This window comes from Bacillus sp. S2(2019), assembly GCF_005144805.1.
In the GTDB taxonomy this organism is placed as follows: Bacteria; Bacillota; Bacilli; order Bacillales; family Bacillaceae; genus Bacillus; species Bacillus altitudinis.
This window is the reverse complement of the sequence record NZ_SWFL01000004.1, coordinates 146,642-164,303: the sequence shown is the minus strand read 5'-3', so window position 1 is coordinate 164,303 and position 17,662 is coordinate 146,642. Positions and strand designations below refer to the sequence as shown.

General features: G+C 42.6%; 15 protein-coding genes. 2 read left to right on the top strand and 13 right to left on the bottom strand.

The window, feature by feature from the left end; all coding sequences use genetic code 11:
* Window positions 1-44: 44 nt before the first annotated feature.
* From FBF75_RS15620 to FBF75_RS15605, 4 genes are read right to left on the bottom strand one after another with little or no spacing between them, the layout of a single operon-like run.
* Window positions 45-1,232 (bottom strand): MFS transporter, encoded by a 1,188-nt coding sequence (locus FBF75_RS15620; protein WP_136944908.1) that lies wholly within the window; start codon window positions 1,230-1,232, stop codon window positions 45-47.
* 57 nt (window positions 1,233-1,289) lie between these two features.
* Window positions 1,290-2,336: a Gfo/Idh/MocA family protein gene (locus tag FBF75_RS15615; RefSeq protein WP_007498302.1), complete on the bottom strand. Its 1,047-nt coding sequence runs from the start codon at window positions 2,334-2,336 to the stop codon at window positions 1,290-1,292.
* Entirely contained in the window at window positions 2,333-3,199 is an 867-nt protein-coding gene (locus FBF75_RS15610; RefSeq protein WP_024718989.1) for an HAD-IIB family hydrolase, read from the bottom strand. The genes FBF75_RS15615 and FBF75_RS15610 overlap by 4 nt, the downstream gene beginning before the upstream one ends.
* Window positions 3,174-4,499, bottom strand: a complete 1,326-nt coding sequence (locus tag FBF75_RS15605; protein WP_072367518.1) for a DegT/DnrJ/EryC1/StrS family aminotransferase — start codon at window positions 4,497-4,499, stop codon at window positions 3,174-3,176. The genes FBF75_RS15610 and FBF75_RS15605 overlap by 26 nt, the downstream gene beginning before the upstream one ends.
* Before the next feature lie 109 nt (window positions 4,500-4,608).
* On the opposite strand from FBF75_RS15605, the gene FBF75_RS15600 reads away from it, so the two are divergent.
* The gene (locus FBF75_RS15600) at window positions 4,609-5,598 is read left to right on the top strand and encodes a LacI family DNA-binding transcriptional regulator (protein ID WP_046342561.1); all 990 of its coding nucleotides are present in this window, start codon (window positions 4,609-4,611) and stop codon (window positions 5,596-5,598) included.
* A gap of 249 nt (window positions 5,599-5,847) precedes the next feature.
* Here the strand turns inward: FBF75_RS15600 and FBF75_RS15595 are convergent, their stop codons facing one another.
* The 3 genes from FBF75_RS15595 to FBF75_RS15585 all read right to left on the bottom strand — a co-directional run bounded on the left by FBF75_RS15595 (window position 5,848) and on the right by FBF75_RS15585 (window position 10,107).
* Window positions 5,848-7,470, bottom strand: coding sequence for an L-lactate permease (locus FBF75_RS15595; RefSeq protein ID WP_050826906.1), 1,623 nt, complete (start codon window positions 7,468-7,470; stop codon window positions 5,848-5,850).
* A 43-nt stretch (window positions 7,471-7,513) separates the two neighbouring features.
* On the bottom strand, window positions 7,514-8,461 hold the full coding sequence (locus tag FBF75_RS15590) for an L-lactate dehydrogenase (protein ID WP_007498309.1): 948 nt from the start codon (window positions 8,459-8,461) through the stop codon (window positions 7,514-7,516).
* Between the two features lie 215 nt (window positions 8,462-8,676).
* Window positions 8,677-10,107: a YfcC family protein gene (locus FBF75_RS15585; RefSeq protein WP_017366562.1), complete on the bottom strand. Its 1,431-nt coding sequence runs from the start codon at window positions 10,105-10,107 to the stop codon at window positions 8,677-8,679.
* A gap of 153 nt (window positions 10,108-10,260) precedes the next feature.
* Between FBF75_RS15585 and FBF75_RS15580 the strand changes: the two genes are divergently transcribed.
* Window positions 10,261-11,388: a M20 peptidase aminoacylase family protein gene (locus FBF75_RS15580; RefSeq protein ID WP_057078597.1), complete on the top strand. Its 1,128-nt coding sequence runs from the start codon at window positions 10,261-10,263 to the stop codon at window positions 11,386-11,388.
* Window positions 11,389-11,435: 47 nt separating this feature from the next.
* On the opposite strand, the gene FBF75_RS15575 is transcribed toward FBF75_RS15580, so the two are convergent.
* From FBF75_RS15575 to FBF75_RS15550, 6 genes are all read right to left on the bottom strand, one after another.
* On the bottom strand, window positions 11,436-12,158 hold the full coding sequence (locus FBF75_RS15575) for an SDR family NAD(P)-dependent oxidoreductase (RefSeq protein ID WP_007498314.1): 723 nt from the start codon (window positions 12,156-12,158) through the stop codon (window positions 11,436-11,438).
* An 85-nt stretch (window positions 12,159-12,243) separates the two neighbouring features.
* Entirely contained in the window at window positions 12,244-13,050 is an 807-nt protein-coding gene (locus tag FBF75_RS15570; RefSeq protein ID WP_240692392.1) for an alpha/beta fold hydrolase, read from the bottom strand.
* A 108-nt stretch (window positions 13,051-13,158) separates the two neighbouring features.
* Complete coding sequence (locus tag FBF75_RS15565) at window positions 13,159-14,040, bottom strand: glycine betaine ABC transporter substrate-binding protein (protein WP_008342122.1); 882 nt, start codon at window positions 14,038-14,040, stop codon at window positions 13,159-13,161.
* Window positions 14,040-14,885, bottom strand: coding sequence for a glycine/proline betaine ABC transporter permease subunit OpuAB (opuAB, locus tag FBF75_RS15560; RefSeq protein WP_024718999.1), 846 nt, complete (start codon window positions 14,883-14,885; stop codon window positions 14,040-14,042). Before opuAB ends, FBF75_RS15565 begins: the two co-directional genes overlap by 1 nt.
* A gap of 10 nt (window positions 14,886-14,895) precedes the next feature.
* Window positions 14,896-16,161: a glycine/proline betaine ABC transporter ATP-binding protein OpuAA gene (gene opuAA, locus FBF75_RS15555; protein WP_017358586.1), complete on the bottom strand. Its 1,266-nt coding sequence runs from the start codon at window positions 16,159-16,161 to the stop codon at window positions 14,896-14,898.
* Window positions 16,162-16,562: 401 nt separating this feature from the next.
* Window positions 16,563-17,657 (bottom strand): toxic anion resistance protein, encoded by a 1,095-nt coding sequence (locus tag FBF75_RS15550; protein ID WP_025206695.1) that lies wholly within the window; start codon window positions 17,655-17,657, stop codon window positions 16,563-16,565.
* Window positions 17,658-17,662: the final 5 nt, after the last annotated feature.

Below are 17,662 nucleotides of genomic sequence, written 5' to 3'. Positions count from 1 at the left end.
CTGAAGATAAGCTATACAAAAGGAGGAGCCACCAGATCAGCTGCTTATCGATCGGCTTTCATCGCCGGCGGCTGTGTGGGTATGGTTTCTTTTTTCTGAGATCGATTCATTTGAATGGCAGCCGCAAAAAGGAGAACAGCTAAAAAGGCGAAAACAAAGACGGCGCTTGCCGCACCTGCCCACTCAAGGCTAAACCCAATCAAAAAGGACAAACAAGCTCCACCTAAACTAGCGGCGGCAATAAAATAACTCGTGGCCTCGTCGATGGCATTTTCAATCATTAATGCAGAAGCCGTCAAGGCAATGGGGAACATGCCAGCTGCGCACAGACCGATGAAAAAGATCAGAATTAGCTGCGCAGCGATGTGGGTGGCTAGAGCAAATACGGCGAGCAGCACAATCATCAGCGCTGCGCTTAACTTTAAAAAACGCAGCGGATGCAGCTGATCGGCTTTTCTCGCAATGACAGTTCTGCCAATGACGATCGCTGTCCAAAAAGTAGAGACCGCAAAAAGACCCCAGTTGTCTCCCCCTTTTTCTAGCATGATCGACGGTAAAAAGTTCGCAAAGTTCGTTTCAATTCCTGCGTAGAAAAACGCAAAACAGATCATCAGCACCACAATCATTCGATTCCCTCGATCAAACAGCAAAGATGGTTTCTTCATGTCTTGAGAAGGAGCTGCCATCTGTCCTTGAGGGAGTTTATTCATAAAAGTAAGCCACAGCATAAGGAGAAAAGTCAGTGCACCGACTTGAAATAAAAACACATAATGCCACGTTTCCTCTGTCACAGTCAACAGAATCAATAGAGGAAATAATAATGCACCTAATCCAAAAAAGACCTCCATGATGCTGATTCGCTTTGCACTGTTTGCCATTGAAATGACATACGCCCCGGCCGTCGTCTCAAGACTGCCTGCACCGCTCCCAAGGAAAAAACCTGCCACCACAAGAATCGTCCAGCCCGGCACTAAAAGGCCAAGAAGAAGCGCTCCGATCATCAGCAGCAATCCCATCGTCAGAACAGTGCCGTAGCCTTTTTTCCTCACAAGAATGGGCGACAAAAGAACGCCTGTCAAAAAGCCAATAAACTGAAAGAAGATTAAAGAAGATAATTCCCCAGGACCCTTATCATAACTAGACAGCAAATAAGGCGTTAAACTGCCAAAAAACACATGAATGGTCCCAATAAAAAAATAAAAGATACAGCCAAAATAAAACACCTTTTTCATCTTTTCACTTCCTCTAAAAAGGAGCGGAGTTATGATATCCTCCGCTCCACCTCTTCATTAATATGCACGGGCAGAGACGACAGCCTCTTCCCTCTCGAAGCATGTATTCAGCGCAGCCTGCGCGCGATAACCATCTTCAAAATCAGCTACCTTCATATGAGATGGATATGAGTTTGTATTTACCCAATGCATCAGCTGATCACGGAATGTATCAGACCATCCATAAAATTCATTCGGCGGATCTGTCAGCAATGTTTGCGGCATTTGATGACGCTCTACACACAAACCATCACTGATCTCATATTCGTTTTTCATGTTTGTATGGTATTTAAAAACCTTGTCATGCCCCACCACTTCTACACTAAATCCACATTCCTCGGGCTGCGTACTTTTGGACGTCACCAAATGAAAGAACACTTGATTCTCCATTTGTCCAAAAATTTCGGTATGGTCATCAACCTGTACCTTTTTCTCTTCTTTTTCCTTTACATGTGTCAGCATCTTCGTATTAAGGGATTCTTTTTTCATTTCACTGCCAAATAAGTACCACAGCATATCAATCAAATGAATCCCTAAATCTCCTAATGCACCACTTGTACGCAGACTTTCGCCGCTGTCTCTCCACGAAAATGTCTTTCTTCTAAGGGCACTATTTTTCTTAAAATGTGTCCGTACTGTCAAAACGCGTCCTAATTCACCATTGGCGATCAAGTTCTTCAAAATATTCACAAAGGATAAATAGCGATAGTTAAAGCCCATACTGGCTTGAACCTGGAACTGTTTGGCTGTCTCCACCATTTCCTTCGCTTCTTTTAACGATACAGCCATCGGTTTTTCGCATAAAATCGGCTGTCCCGCTCTAAGTGCCTGAAGGGCATGGTCCTTGTGACAGAAGTTAGGGGAAGCAATGATCAATCCATCTGATGCATCCGCTAGTGTTTCGATACTGGCATACACCCGTCCGCCGTACTGTTTAATAAATCCTTGTGCGACGGATTCGTGCAAGTCATAGACCCCAGATAATTCTGCACCTTTGATCGTTGATAATGCTCTAGCATGTGCTTTTGCAATATTCCCTGCTCCAACAATTCCAATTTTCTTCATGAATGTGCCTCCTCATGTTTATACATCACTGTTTTCAATGTTTCATAGATTCCTTTTGCATACCCATGATGACAAATTTGATGATGGTGCCGTTTGGCTTCGGCTGTTGCATTTTGGACAAGAAAGCCGTGCGTGACGGATTGAAGCATCCGCAGATCATTCCCACTATCACCAAAAGCAAAACCCTTATCTTTTGACAGGTTATATTGATTCAGCATAAACCGAACGATTTCATCCTTACCTGTTCCCACTGGTAAAAAATCAACGTCATAGCAATCCGCAGGGTCACCCGCAAGCGGGTTGCATTTGTTGATGTTCACCGCCACACCCCGCTCCTTCGCAAGTGTTTGGATGAACGATAGATGATGGAGATCTGTTCGTTCATCCTGCTCCTGATAATAGAAATTCTTTTTATACCCAGAGCTGCCTAGCTGCGTTTGCGGCCTAAGGGTGATCCCCTTTTCACGTACGGCTTGCAGAATATCTTCAATTTTTTCGTCCGAAAAGCCCTGTGCATCAAGCCGTTTCATCCATTCTGCATCCGGCTGTCCAAATTTCCCATCTGATGTATACACGATTTCAGTTCCTAAATTCGACGCAATAAAATGCGGGAATTGATAGAAACCACCTTTCTCCATTTTGCTCGTAACAGAATCGAGGCTGCTTCCCGTCACCCAGCCCAGCATGAGCTGTCCGGCTTCGCTCTTTTCTGCCACAAAAGCTTCCAGCCGTTTTACATCCTCTCTCTGCTCCTCGGTCATTCCGTGAGAATAATAGGTCTCATCGAAATCACAGAAGACGATCCACTGCGGATGTTGCGGTTGATGCACAAGCTTTTTATTGAATGGAAGATTTGATAACATGATGGACCCCCTCGATGACTTTCTCCTGATCTTGCAGCGGCATTCCTGGGTAAAGCGGCAAGTGGAGTAATTGCTGTACGGCTTTTTCCGTATGTGGTAGTTCCGTTTGTCTATACTTTTGAGAAACAAGATTCGTTTGATGCTGATGCGATAAGATTGGGTAATAGACGTCTGTTTCTATGCCCATTTCCAGTAATTTCTCTGCCAGCTCATCTCGGCTTCCCTTCACCACTCTGATCGGGAATAGATGCCATACATGATCGTCTGTCAGCTTCGGAAGCTTTATATAGCCTTCATCTTCCAGCGTTTTCAGCTGATCTATGTATCTCTTTGCCAAGTAAAAACGTTTAAAGTTTTGTAAACCTAAATATTTCATTCGTTCTAGCCCGATTGCGGCCTGTAAGTTATCAATCTTAGAATTAAAGCCATAGTCACTGCGCTTCACGTTTTTCTTTCCTGGTTCAAAACCGTGATAGCTGATTTCCATGCATTTTTCTGCTAGGGCTTCATCATTTGTTGCGATGGCTCCTGCCTTCCCGCAAACTCCAAGGTTTTTGTAAGGATTAAAGCTGAGAACAAGTCCATCCCCAAATGCCCCAAGCCCGCTGCTGCCAATCGCCTGACAGCCATCCTCAATGATCGATAGACCATGCCGTTTCGCAATCGTCGAAATGGCCTTCATATCCGCTTGCTTTCCATACAAATGAACCGGGAGAATACATACTGTCTTATCTGTGATATGCTTTTCTATTTCATTCGCCGCTAGGCAGTAGGTGTCTGGATCAATATCGGCATAGACTGGAACCGCACCAATCGCAAGCACTGCATTTTCTGTTGCAGCAAAGCTGTTAGCAGGTAGGATGACCTCATCTCCAGGATGGACGCCTGCTGATATTAAACTGATCATCAAGGCATCTGTTCCACTTGATGTGGCAATGACATATTTTTTCCCTAAGTACGCTGCGAGCGTCTTTTCAAACTTTGGAATATAAGGGCCTGATGTAAAACGGCCTGAACTTAATACTTCTTTCAGCACCTGCATAATATCATCGATCTCATCCTCCGAAATCAGTTTATCGACCGGCAGGAACGGTATCTTTTTTTCCTTATTTTGTTTATAATGGAAGAGAATTTTTTCCAAACCCGTACGCGCAATATCTTGCTCAAGGAACGCAGCAAGCTTATCATTCGCTAGATTCTTTTCAACTGAATCAGCCTTTACTTGAACACCTTGATTGATCATATCCAGCAACGGTAGATAATCCTTGCTTTTACCTGATATCTTCGTCAATATTTGCATTCCATTCCCTCCAATTAATCAATTCCATTTGTTAATATTTAACTTGTTTCACATTGTAAATGATGTTATCGATTTCAGAACAATAACTTTGTGTAAAGGATTTGTTAATATGTGTACAATTTATGAAATTGCCAAACGCTGCGGGGTTTCAACGACCACTGTTTCTCGGGTGCTGAACAACCATCCATATGTATCAGAAGAAAAGCGCCAGCACATTTTACAGGTGATGAAGGAAATGGAGTATACACCAAGCTCAGCAGCCCGCACCCTTCGGTCACATCAGACAAAAACCATTGCTGTGTCTGTTCCAGCTGTGGACCATCCTTTTTTTGCACAATTGATTAAAGGCATTTCAAAGGAAGCACTGGATCAAGGGTATAAAGCCATCGTGCTCCAAACGTTTTATCAAGAATCAGTAGAACTTGAAGGGCTTCAATTATTAAAAAGAAAAGAAGTAGATGGTGTCATATTGGGGGCGTTAGAAAATAAGTGGGAAACAATCGAGCCATTTTTATCAAACGGCCCGATCGTCATGGCAAATGAGTATCATCAAACAGCAGACATTCCGATTATCGGATATGATGAGCGGGAAGCTGCTTATAAAGCGGTTGACTACTTGATTCAATCAGGGCGTACATCCATTGGATTTTGCTTTGATACAGAAAGCAGTGAAGCGCAAAAACAAAGAAAGCAAGGCTATCTTGATGCGCTTTCTGATCACGGTTTGCCGCTTAAAGAAGATTGGCTGTTCGGCGAGGCTTTTACCATTGAGGACGGCTTTCGTTTAATGGACTTAATCCACAGGATGCCGGATGCGCCGGATGCGATTTTCACCGGCAATGATCAAGTGGCAGCAGGCCTCATTAAACAAGCCATTTCATATGGATATGACATTCCTAAAGATTTAGCGGTGATCGGTTATGACAATCAAGACATTTGCGAGGTGACAGCTCCAACGATCACGACCATCGACATCCCTATCGTCGAGCTTGGCCAGCAGTCTGTCAAACAAATGATTCAGCTGTTGCAAGATCAAAAACCATTACAACGTGAACATATTCAGCTACCTACTCGGCTTGTCACACGAGAATCTACATAAAAAAAAGACTGAGAAATCTCTCAGTCTCAGCGTGTAGACAAACCCTCGCATTCTTTGTCAGTCCTGCGCTCTGGTGCTCACGAATGCCGAATTCGCTCCGCTCCAGTGCTCGTCCTTCCTAGACTGAAAAGGTTTTCTTTCACGCTGAAAAGAAGACAAAGGGCTAAAAAAAGTACATTTTAGCCCTTTGTTAACAATCTGAAGACTGAGAAATCTCTCAGTCTTTCATTTTTCAATCAATCGATCAACCTATATAAATTGAGCAAGAATGAATGTCCATATACATACGATGCCGAGCAAAATGAAGCTGTACTTCACTGTTTTTTGGAAGAGCTCAGATTCTTTACCTGTTTCTCCAACAGCTGCTGTTGCAATAGCGATAGATTGTGGAGAAATTAATTTCGCCATTACACCACCGGTCGTATTTGCCCCGATTAACAAACCTGCCTGAGAGCCGATTTGAGAAGCGGTGACTGCTTGAAGGTTACCAAATAAGGCATTGTTACTCACAACAGATCCCGTAATAAACACGCCGATCCAGCCAAGCACTGGGCTGACAAGCGGGAATAAATCGCCTGTTTTAGCAAGTGCTAGTCCGATAGCAGAACTTAGGCCTGCAAAGTTCGCCAAGTTGGCAAAGCCCATGACAAAACAAATCGTAAGAACAGGGACCCAAAGCTCTTTGACCGCTGCATTTAAGCAGGCAGCCCCTTCTTTTAATGTAATATGTCTGCTGAACAACCCTGTCAGCATCACCGCAATTAGAATGGCGGTACCTGTTGCACTAATAACATCAATTTTAAAGATCGCATCAATCGGTGTTTCTGTTTGGGCAATTGGTGGTAATTTCACAATTTGCTGATGCAGAAACGGCATTTTCACTAAAATGGTTGTCCAGTTAAACGGTCCTCCTTCAGCAAATAATGCTTTAAAAGCTGGTAGGCTCCATACAGTAATGACAGCCGTTAAGATATAAAACGGAGACCATGCTTTCAGCACCTCAACACCGCTATACGTTTGTTTCTTCTCAATGGCTGGTGCCCCTTCTTCACGATAAATATGTTTCGGCTGCCATTTTCGAAGAAATAAAGCCAAAATTCCCATACTCGCTAAAGCTGAAATAATATTGGCAAGCTCAGGACCCATCGTGACCATTGTAACAGCCTGCAGAATCGCGTAGCTTCCACTCACAACAAGCAAGGCCGGAAGCGTTTCTTTAATCCCTTTAAAGCCGTCTACAATGAGAATCAGCAGAAATGGGATACAGAAAGAAATAAACGGAATGGTGTACACAAGGGTTTGAGACAGCTCAAGCGGCGTCATATTCCCCATTTGTGCTCCAGTAATAACTGGAATACCTACTGCACCAAAAGCGCCAGACGCAGCATTTGCAATCAAGCAGAGCATGGCGGCTTTTAGTGGTTTAAACCCAAGCTCTGTTAAAAGAGCGGCACTAATCGCAATCGGTACACCGAATCCAGCGGCTCCCTCTAAAAATGCGTTAAAACTAAAACCAATTAATAAGAGCTGTAACCGTTGATCTTGAGAAATTCCTGCAATACTAGAACGAATGACATCAAACTTTCCAGACTTCACAGCAATTTTATAGAGCCATACGGCCATGATGACGATATATCCAATCGGCCACAGCCCATTAGATACACCGAGCACCACAGCAGATAATGCTTTTTCAATTGGCATATGAAAGAAGAAAACAGCTGTTACAAAACTGACGATCAAGGTAAAACAAGCGGCTAATACCCCTTTTAACTTAAATACAGTTAATGCTAGTAGGAAAAACAAGATTGGAAGCATGGCCACCAATGCACTGACGAACTCATTACCAAACGGATCATATATTTGCTGCCACATAGTGATTCATCCTTTTCTGCTCAGATAGGTTGCCTTTGATTGATTAAAAATGAGGAGCTAAAATCTCTTTTAACACATTCACACTATGTGCGAATTTTTCTTTTTCTGTGTCGTTCAGTGCGAGCTCCATCACTTCTGTTGCACCATTTCGGTTCACGAGGGCAGGTACACCAATGTAGACATCTTCTGCTCCGTATTCCCCATCTAAATAAGTGCTGACAGTCAAAATGCTGTTTTCATTGTGTAAAATGGCTCTAGTAATACGGGCTAAACTCATCGCTACGCCGTAATAAGTCGCTCCTTTTTTCTCAATGATTTGGTAAGCGGCATGACGGACATTTTCCATGATGTCGTCTAAATCTTCTTGTTTGTATTGGTCATTTCTCTTCATTAATTCTGTGATCGGTACACTTCCGATATTCGCATGGCTCCAAACAGCAAGCTCTGTATCCCCATGCTCTCCAATGATGTACGCATGCACATTGTGCGCCGCTGCTTCAAAGTACTCACTAAGCATGTATCTGAATCTTGCCGTATCAAGCGTTGTTCCACTACCAATCACTCGTTCTTTTGGCAGTCCGCTGAATTTCCAAGTCGCATATGTCAAAATATCAACTGGGTTCGTAGCAACTAAGAAAATACCATCGAATCCGCTTTTCATCACATTGTCTACAATGCCTTTAAATATATTTAAATTTTTCTCAACAAGATCAAGTCTCGTTTCACCTGGCTTTTGGTTTGCGCCAGCGCAGATACATACAATGTCAGCATCCTGACAATCCTCATAATCTCCATACCAAGTATTCACAGGATGCGGGGCGAATGCTTTCCCGTGGTTTAAATCCATGACGTCACCCATTGCTTTATCTTGATTCAAATCGATGACTACCAATTCATCTGTGATTGCTTGATTTATTAATGTAAAGGCATAACTGCTGCCGACAAAACCTGCTCCAATAAGTGCTACTTTGTTTACTTTTTCGTTTGTCATTTATCTCATCCTCCTGAGTAAAACTAGGTTGTTTTTTATGTGAAGTATTTCACATTCTTATTGTGCAACACTTCACAAACTTTTGCAAGGGGATTGCTCAAAAAAATAATGTAGCCATTTTGTGAACACTCATATTGTGGTTTTAAACCGCTGTCCCCATACATGTTCTCATAAGAAAAAAGCCACCAAACACTCTTTGGTGGCTTCTCTCTTATTTAATAAGGTCCCCAATTGATCATGACACCGATACAAATAAAGACAAGGCCGATGACGAACCAAATGAGCGCAAGCGGCACCATAAAACGCAGCCATTTCACGTATGGAATCCCACTTGCAGCCAAGACAGCCATCAACACACCTGAAGTCGGATTCACGCAGTTGACCACCCCTTCACCGAGCATCACTGCTTCTACCGCTACTTGTCTCGTGATACCCATTAAATCAGCAAGCGGCGCAAGAATCGGTATAAAGACAACCGCTTCTCCTGATCCTGATGAAATCAAAAAGTGAAGGAGCGCACTGGCGATATACATGCCGATCGCACCAGCGATTGGACTAAACCCTGTCAGCATACTCGCAAGCCCATTCACCACAGTATCAAGCAGCTTGCCGTTTTCCAAAATGACTGAAATGCAGCGTGCCATGCCGACAATGAGTGCGCCGTATACAAGGCTTTGACAGCCGACAATAAACGTTTTTGCAATATCATTGGCAGCTAATCCCCCAAGCAGTCCAGCAGCAATTGCCATGAAAATGAACACACCAGCCATTTCCTTATCGGTCCAGCCAAGCTGAAGCGCACCATATAAGAACCCCCCAAGCGACAAACCGCACACCGCTAAAATCAGCTTATGTCTACCGGTGAATTCAGGCTTGTCCACAGATTCCGCATCAGCTCCTCCTAGCCCTTTAGCTGGAAACCACTCGTCACCAAGCAGGCTCCCCTTTTCTTTATTTTTCAAGCGTTTTGTATATAAATAGATGTACACAATACTAGATAGGAGAAAACAAAGATAAATGATGACACGCAGCCCAATACCAGAAAAAATCGGCAGTTCTGCAATCGTTTGTGATAAACCTAAAGGAGATGGAGACAAAATAGTTGCGTTAAAACCTGCATAACAGCCGATGTAAATAACCGCCGCTCCCGCCACTGCATCCCACTTTAAAGAACGTGCCACAATGATCCCAATAGGAATAAAGCCAATGACTGAGTTCACCACAATTCCGGTCGTCCCAAGTACAGAAAACAATCCGCCAACAATACAAATAAACAATAGCTGTTTCGTTTGGAACCGGCTGATGACATTGTGAATCATCCCGTTAATGGCACCTGTCTTTTCCAAAATTGCAATGGTTCCGCCAGTAAAAAGAATCAGAAAAATAATAGAGGATGAACCAACCATCCCTTCTTGAATCGCTGTAAAAAAACCAACCGGACTAACTGGTGATTGATCTATACGGTGATAACTGCCAGGAACCGCTGTTGTGATTTCTCCTGACGTTTTCCGATCAAATTCACCGGCTGGTACAAAATACGTTGCGATCGTACAAATTAAAGCAATCATAAATAAGAGTACATACGCATCCGGCATCTGAAGTTTTCTTTTTTGTTTCTCAGGTGCTGATACTGTTGTTGTTTTCATCTGTCAAAACCCCTTTGTCCCGATCGGAATTTCACTTAATTTTCAGAATAATCAAATGATGTGTTATATTATAAACACTGATGATATTTAAGATCAATATTATTTCACTAAAAGAATGTTTTGGCAGATTATCTGTCAGCAAGGAGGCTTCTCATGACAACTTTGACAAACGAGATGAAACAAACCGTGACAGACATCTTTGAACATCTGCACGCCCATCCAGAAATCAGCTGGGAAGAGACAAATACGACAGCTTATATTGAAGCTCTATTAAAGAAATTAGGCTGTAAAACGAGAACATTTGAAGACTGTACAGGGGTGATCGGTGAAATTGGGGAAGGCGCACCAGTAGTCGCTGTGAGAGCCGATATTGACGCATTGTGGCAGGAAGTAGATGGCGTATTTCAAGCCAACCATTCATGCGGACACGATGCTCATATGACGATGGCACTTGGGACATTCATGGCATTGAAAGAAAAAGAACTTCCAAGTGGCACGATCCGATTCATTTTTCAGCCTGCCGAAGAAAGAGGCGGCGGCGCTTTAAAGATGATCGAAAAAGGTGTGTTAGCTGACGTCGATTATTTATACGGGGTGCATGTGCGCCCAATTCAAGAAACCTTAAACGGACGCTGCGCTCCTGCCATTTTGCACGGATCAAGTAATCATTACGTCGGGACCATTCTAGGGGAGGAAGCTCACGGTGCACGCCCGCATCTTGGGGTCAACGTCATTGAAGTTGCATCTACGCTTGTGCAGAGACTGGCACATATCCATGTCGATCCACGAGTCGCCCATTCTGTGAAAATGACCAATTTAAATGCAGGCGGCGGCAGCTCCAACATCATACCTGGCAAGGCCTCTTTTACACTCGACGTTCGGGCACAGACAAATGAAGTGATGGATGAATTAGAAAAGGAAATTGAAAGAGCATGCCATTCTGTAGCGGATGCTTTTGGCGCCTCTATCACACTTTCAACTGATCATCGTCTTCCAGCTGCGACATTAAATGAAGAAGCTGTGGAGATCATGTCACATGCCATAGAGCAAGTGCTAGGCAAAGAACAGCTCGATCCACCGATCGTGACGACAGGCGGAGAGGACTTTCATTTTTATGCAGCAAAGGTTCCGCATATTAAATCGACGATGCTCGGTTTAGGCTGTGATTTAAAACCAGGGCTACACCACCCTTATATGACATTTGACCGCTCTGCCATTTTTACCGGTATTGAGATTTTGACGGAAGCTGTATACGAAACACTTCAACAGCATTCATCGTAAAATAAAAAAACCACCCGTCTTTTCTGAAGCGGGTGGTCTCCTTTATTTTACGCATTCACATCTGTCATTGCCGGGACATTGATTTCTTTGACACAGGACACCCTGGATAGATGAATAACACATCTCGCCAGCTCGACAATATCTTGTACAGGTATTCTCGTTTCATCATACAGAGCAATGGCTTTTTCAGCGCCATCTTCGTACGGAACTTCTGCCGCCAGCTCTCCTGGATTGATACAGGTAACGGATATTTTATCTTTCCTTACGTGCTCTCTTAGTGCGTTCACAATACCACGAAGCCCAAATTTAGAAGCAACAAAAGAAACCTGAGGCAAATTCGTATGGTCAAGTCCCGCAGTAGAACCAATGACGATGATCTTTCCATTCTCAGATGTCCTTACGTGCGGAAGCAGAGCTTGAATGTAGGTAATCGTTGAGGTAACGTTCACATTGATTAAATGAGCGATATCCTCCGGTTGATCATGATCGAAAGAATAATCATCTTCAAAGCCGCGTTTCTCCCATAAACCTACGTTATAAATGAGTACATCAATTGTCTGATCCTTCAATGCTTCGAGCATAAAAGGGATATGGGTTTGGCTTGATAAATCGATCTTCAGCCAGATTCTACGCACCCCATCGTCTATGTTCAAACTGCTTGGTTCACTTCGTGACACAATCCATACTGTATCTCCACTTGAAGGAAGACCTTTTACAAAGGCATCCCCTAATCCTTGACTCGCACCAAATATGATATAGTTTTTACTCATGCTTCCTCCTTCATGGCTCACTTACGAGCTTCCATCCATACACCCATTCATCTGTAAGCGTTTTATACCTATATCATACAATGTCTTATACATGCCTGCCCCTTTTATGCTCATCTTCACTTTCTAAATGGCCTAGCTTCCTTATTTCCTTTAATTCCGCTGGTAACGCACGCGCTTCTATAAAGCTTTTGATCATGTCGACAAAAAGTTCTTTCTTTTCAAAAGTAAACGTATGTCCAATGTCAGGAACGATGAACCCGGCTGCATTCGGGTGTGCATTCGTGATCTTTTCTGCTGACCTAGTCATAATGCCCTTTTCCTTTTCTCCCACTGTCACAAGAATCCGTGCCTTTGCTTGTTGAAACGTGTCAGGGAGCTTGTAATGAAGATTTTCTTGAAACATCGTAAGCAGCGTCTTCTTCTGCAATTGTTTGGAATCCTCTGCATAATGATCCAGTACATCGTTTGGAAGTCCCATCTTTTCTGCTTGCAGCTGGATGAACCAATCTTTCTTTAATAACGGATATGTAAGAGGTAAAATGGGCCTTACCATCAAATAGAGCCATGGTAATGGCAACACAAGGGCGCTATTGATGATGGCGATGTCTGCGATGTCTGGCTCTCTCGATAACACATCAACGGCTACCTGTGCACCTAGAGAGAAGCCAATTAGAATGACTGTACGGCCATGTGCATGCTCCTTTATCCATGAAATGATTTCATAAGCACTTTCTCGCATGGAAAACGACGTTTCATTTGCTCTTGTCCCGTGACCAATAAAATCAGGGGTATAGCATTCATACGTTTCCTTGAATATTTCCATATGCTCCTGCCACATCCAGCTGCTTACGCCTCCACCGTGCAGGAAAATCATCATTGGTTTTTCCACCATCGACAACTCATCCACCATCCTTATATATAAGAAAAAGCAGTCGCTTTTTGAGCAGACTGCTTTTTCCATATGCTCCCTTCTATTATAAGGGAACTGTTATACAATTGGCTATTTTTTCAAATCTTCGATCGAGTTGACGTTTTTCATATAAGTCGGAACAACGAGACCCATGCGAAGACCCTTCATACTTGTACCGAGATCATCATATTTTCCTTTAAACTTCGCTGCATACGTTTTATGCGTATTTGGAAGCCATGCAGATAATGATGCATCAGCACTTCCGGTTGCAATTGCTGTCCACATTGGGCCCGCTTCAACCTGAGTCAAGGTCACTTTAAAGCCAAGTTCACGCAATACCTCTGCGGCCACATTGGTACTTGCAATCTCACTATCCCACGCAACGTAGGCAAGATTGATTTTGTCACCGTTTGACTTTTTCACGCCTTTTGTCCATTTCGCTACTTGATCTTTATGCTTTTTCACATATTTAACTGCAGCATCCTTTGGTTTGACGCCATCCTGAATATCAAGCATCACTTCACCCATATCATCTTGAGACCATTTAAACTGACTGAGCATTTTGGCTGCTTCCGGCTGATCCTTCGCAAATCCTTTACGAGAAATGGTGTGAATTTCTTCTTCGTCACCATATGATTTTTTCGGATCATCTAAATATTTCAAATCGTAGCGGGAAAACATCCAGTGAGGATTCCAGCCAGTGATGATAATCGGTTTTTTACGGTCATACGATTTCTTCAATGTCGCTGTCATCGCTGCACTTGAGGCAGATACAACCGTCCAATCCTCTAAACCGTAATCCTTTTTCGCTTGATCGGTTAAGGCCATAATACCTGAACCCGGATCAATCCCGATAATCGTTTTATTGACCTGCTGTGCTGCACTTGCATTTGAATCTGATTGTGCACCACAAGCCGCTAGTAAAAAGACGAGCAGGGCGGTCATCCCAATGTAGAGAGACTTTTTCCACATTAAGCATTCCCCCTGGTTTTTTTCGTTTTAATGTTTTGTGTAATACGATCCAGTGTGATCGCTACAATAACAATGGCAATACCAGCTTCAAAACCAATCCCTGTTTTCAGCTGCGTTACTGCACTATATACTTCCGAACCAAGTCCTGGTGCACCAACCATTGCCGCAATGACGACCATGGATAGAGCAAGCATGATACTTTGGTTAATCCCAGCTAAGATGGTTTTTGTAGCAAGTGGAAGCTGAACTTTGAACAAACGCTGGAATGTCGTTGAACCAAAAGCTTCTGTTGCTTCAATTAAATCAGATGGTACTTGTTTAATCCCGAGAATGGTCATACGAATCGTTGGCGGCATAGAGAAAATAACCGATGCCACAACGCCAGGTACTACTCCGATGTTAAAGAAGAAGATTGCTGGTAAAAGATAAACGAATGCAGGCATTGTCTGCATTAAGTCTAAAATAGGTGTGACAATTTTACGCACTGTTTCCTTCTGTGATGCCCAAATACCGATCGGAACCCCGATCACGATAGAAATGACCACAGCTGTCAGAACGAGCGCAAGTGTTTGCAGCATTGGCTGCCAGTAGCCTAAATAGTCGATCAGTAAGAATCCAATAAGTGTGAAAAGAGCAACTCCTCTTGTACTGATCCACCAAGCAATGCCGGCAAAGATAAGCGTTAAAATAATGGATGGAATGACGCCAAGTGCAGCTACAATACCATTTACTGTTCCAGCTAATCCATTTGTGATGCCATCAAAGAAACCACCAAAGGTTAATGTTAACCAGTCAACAAATTGATCGATATAATCCGCGAACGGAATTCTAGGTAAATCACTCATACTAAACATCTTATTCTACCTCCTGTGCAGAAGGCTCTTGTGCTTTAATTTCCTCTAGCTTGTTAGAAGACATGTTGATATATTCATCATTACCTGATAATGCACCAATCAATGCACCTCTGACCACAATACCCTTCATTCTGTTTTTCTCATCTACAACGGCAATTGGAATGTTCGCATCAGACACCGCGTCAAAGATCTCTGTTAAATACGTTGATTCCAATACTGTCGTAAATTCTTTATCAAGAACAGTTTCTAGCGACGCACCCGTTTCTGCCGCTTTTTTCGCTGCTTGTGCAGAAATAACACCTAATAAATGCTTTTTCTTATCTACTGCATAGATAGACGAAATACCAAGGTTCTTCATGAGCGTGAGCGCAACACGTGCCCCTTTATCAATCTGAACTGTTTCTGCACGTTTCATAATATGACCAGCGGTTAATACTTTAGAAAGGTCTACATCTTCAACGAAACGTTCAACATACTCGTTCGATGGGTTCATCAGAATTTCTTCTGGTGTTCCGATTTGAACGATATTCCCGTCTTTCATGAGGACAATGCGGTCGCCAATACGAAGCGCTTCATCTAAATCATGCGTGATGAAAATAATTGTTTTTCCTACAGACGTATGAAGCTCAAGCAATTCATCCTGCATGTCTTTACGAATTAATGGATCTAGTGCGCTGAATGCTTCATCCATTAACAAAATATCAGGGTCATTAGCTAGTGCACGTGCCAATCCAACACGCTGCTGCATACCGCCACTTAATTGATTTGGGTACTGCTCTTCAAAACCTTCAAGTCCAACAAGCTTTAAAGATTCAAGCGCTTTAGAGCGGCGCTGTTCTTTCTCTACACCTTGCAATTCAAGCCCGTATTCTGTATTCTCCAGAATGGTACGATGCGGGAACAATGCGAAGTTTTGGAAGACCATGCTGATCTTTTTCCGTCTAACTTCACGCAATTGATCCTTTGACATATTTGTTATCATATCCCCATCAATATAAATTTCGCCGGAGGTTGGTTCGATTAACCTATTTAGCAGCCGCACAAGTGTGGACTTTCCGCTCCCTGATAGCCCCATGATGACAAATATCTCGCCGTCATACACATCAAAATTTGCTCGATTGACACCAACTGTTGCGCCGGTCTCTTTTAGGATTTCTCTTTTTGTCTTCCCTTTTTCAAGCATTTGAGATGCTTTTTTAGCATTTTTACCGAAAATTTTAGATACATTATTTATCTTGATTTTGATCTTTCTCTCTTCAGAATTCATTTTTTCCCTCCAAATTAGCATCTTTATAACCGTAACATAAGCGTTATGATGCGAACAATCTTTAGAATTCGCTTATTTCCGTACAATATGTATGAATTCCATATAGAGGTCTGGTGATTACAGTTTATACGCCGTATTACTCGTAAATCCTATAGAATGCTTCATAAACTACATATTTTACGGGGTATTTTCTCTCATCAGACAATATTTTACTGGAAATTCCTTATTGTGCTAAAAAATAAGTCGAATCCTTGTGATAGCGGACTTTTTCTTTCATGGGTGAACCATGCCCCTGAACAGGATTTACCCGAAAAAGGTCACATAAAAACCTTTTTCCTCAAATTTTAATCAAATTCATGAAAAAAACTGCCTGCAACTTTCGTTACAGACAGCCTGTTTTTTTAGGACTCTAGGGCAGCTTTCTTAATATTATCTTGAAGCTCAAGCATACGTTTTGTTCCGTCCTCACGTAATCGTTTGTTTTCTTCTTCAATCTGCTTCGTCTCTTTCATCCCTTGTACAATCGTATTAAAGGATGATTCGATCGTTTCAATGTCGATGCTTGGACGACCTGATAATTTAGCAATCTCAACACTTTGACTTGAGATATTTTCAGCATTTCGTTTCAGCATTTCATTCGTTCTTCTGTCCAGTTCACTCATGGAATCAGCCACAAGCTTTTGTCTCTTCACTGTCACCGCTTGAATAATTCCATTTTTGAAAATTGGAATCGTAATGATGAAGGCAGAGTTAATTTTCCCGATTAATTTCGTATTACCACGCTGTAGCAAACGGATTTGCGGTGCCGTTTGAAGTGCCACCATCCGTGCCATATCAAGATCATATACACGCTCTTCAAGCGCTTGAATCCCATTACGAAGCGTATCCAACTCCATTTGTGCCAGCTGGTTTCCCCCCGCCGCTTTTTCTTCATAAGAAGGAACCAATTGTTTTAATTCTTCGATCTTCATTTGCCCTGCGACGACATACTTTTCAAGCTCCATATAGTATTGAATGTTATGCTCATACATTTCTTCAAGCGTAACCGTCGATTTGGTCATTTCATCTTTGTATTTACTGATTTCCACATTGATTTTTTCAATTTCTGCACCGAGCGTTTGATATTTGCTGAAAATCTTTTCGATCATGCTGCCGCCGCGTTTAAAGATTTTTGATAACAAACCACCCTTAGGCTCGTCAAAATCATTTTTATCAAAACGATCCATAATTTTTCCAAGCTGTGTAAGCATCGTTCCTGAGTCTGTGACACTTGTTGAACGCATCATAGAGAGAATACGGTCAGAAAACTTAGAGATTTCGACAGCCGGCTGTTTTCCGTATTCAAGCAGTTCAAGCTGATTTTTGGCATCAATCTGTCTCGCAATGTTTTGGACTTCTGGTTCATTGCGCAGCTGAACGCGAATATCGTCTGCCTTTTCAATCGTGATTTCCTCTTTATCAATTGAAATGATGTCATTTCCGTTTGTATTTGTCATAAGCT

Bases quoted from the DNA above. Each gene is read 5' to 3' on its own strand.
- FBF75_RS15620 (WP_136944908.1), bottom strand. From the start codon at position 1,232: ATGAAAAAGGTGTTTTATTTTGGCTGTATCTTTTATTTTTTTATTGGG.
- FBF75_RS15615 (WP_007498302.1), bottom strand. From the start codon at position 2,336: ATGAAGAAAATTGGAATTGTTGGAGCAGGGAATATTGCAAAAGCACAT.
- FBF75_RS15610 (WP_024718989.1), bottom strand. From the start codon at position 3,199: ATGTTATCAAATCTTCCATTCAATAAAAAGCTTGTGCATCAACCGCAA.
- FBF75_RS15605 (WP_072367518.1), bottom strand. From the start codon at position 4,499: ATGCAAATATTGACGAAGATATCAGGTAAAAGCAAGGATTATCTACCG.
- FBF75_RS15600 (WP_046342561.1), top strand. From the start codon at position 4,609: ATGTGTACAATTTATGAAATTGCCAAACGCTGCGGGGTTTCAACGACC.
- FBF75_RS15595 (WP_050826906.1), bottom strand. From the start codon at position 7,470: ATGTGGCAGCAAATATATGATCCGTTTGGTAATGAGTTCGTCAGTGCA.
- FBF75_RS15590 (WP_007498309.1), bottom strand. From the start codon at position 8,461: ATGACAAACGAAAAAGTAAACAAAGTAGCACTTATTGGAGCAGGTTTT.
- FBF75_RS15585 (WP_017366562.1), bottom strand. From the start codon at position 10,107: ATGAAAACAACAACAGTATCAGCACCTGAGAAACAAAAAAGAAAACTT.
- FBF75_RS15580 (WP_057078597.1), top strand. From the start codon at position 10,261: ATGACAACTTTGACAAACGAGATGAAACAAACCGTGACAGACATCTTT.
- FBF75_RS15575 (WP_007498314.1), bottom strand. From the start codon at position 12,158: ATGAGTAAAAACTATATCATATTTGGTGCGAGTCAAGGATTAGGGGAT.
- FBF75_RS15570 (WP_240692392.1), bottom strand. From the start codon at position 13,050: ATGGTGGAAAAACCAATGATGATTTTCCTGCACGGTGGAGGCGTAAGC.
- FBF75_RS15565 (WP_008342122.1), bottom strand. From the start codon at position 14,040: ATGTGGAAAAAGTCTCTCTACATTGGGATGACCGCCCTGCTCGTCTTT.
- opuAB (WP_024718999.1), bottom strand. From the start codon at position 14,885: ATGAGTGATTTACCTAGAATTCCGTTCGCGGATTATATCGATCAATTT.
- opuAA (WP_017358586.1), bottom strand. From the start codon at position 16,161: ATGAATTCTGAAGAGAGAAAGATCAAAATCAAGATAAATAATGTATCT.
- FBF75_RS15550 (WP_025206695.1), bottom strand. From the start codon at position 17,657: ATGACAAATACAAACGGAAATGACATCATTTCAATTGATAAAGAGGAA.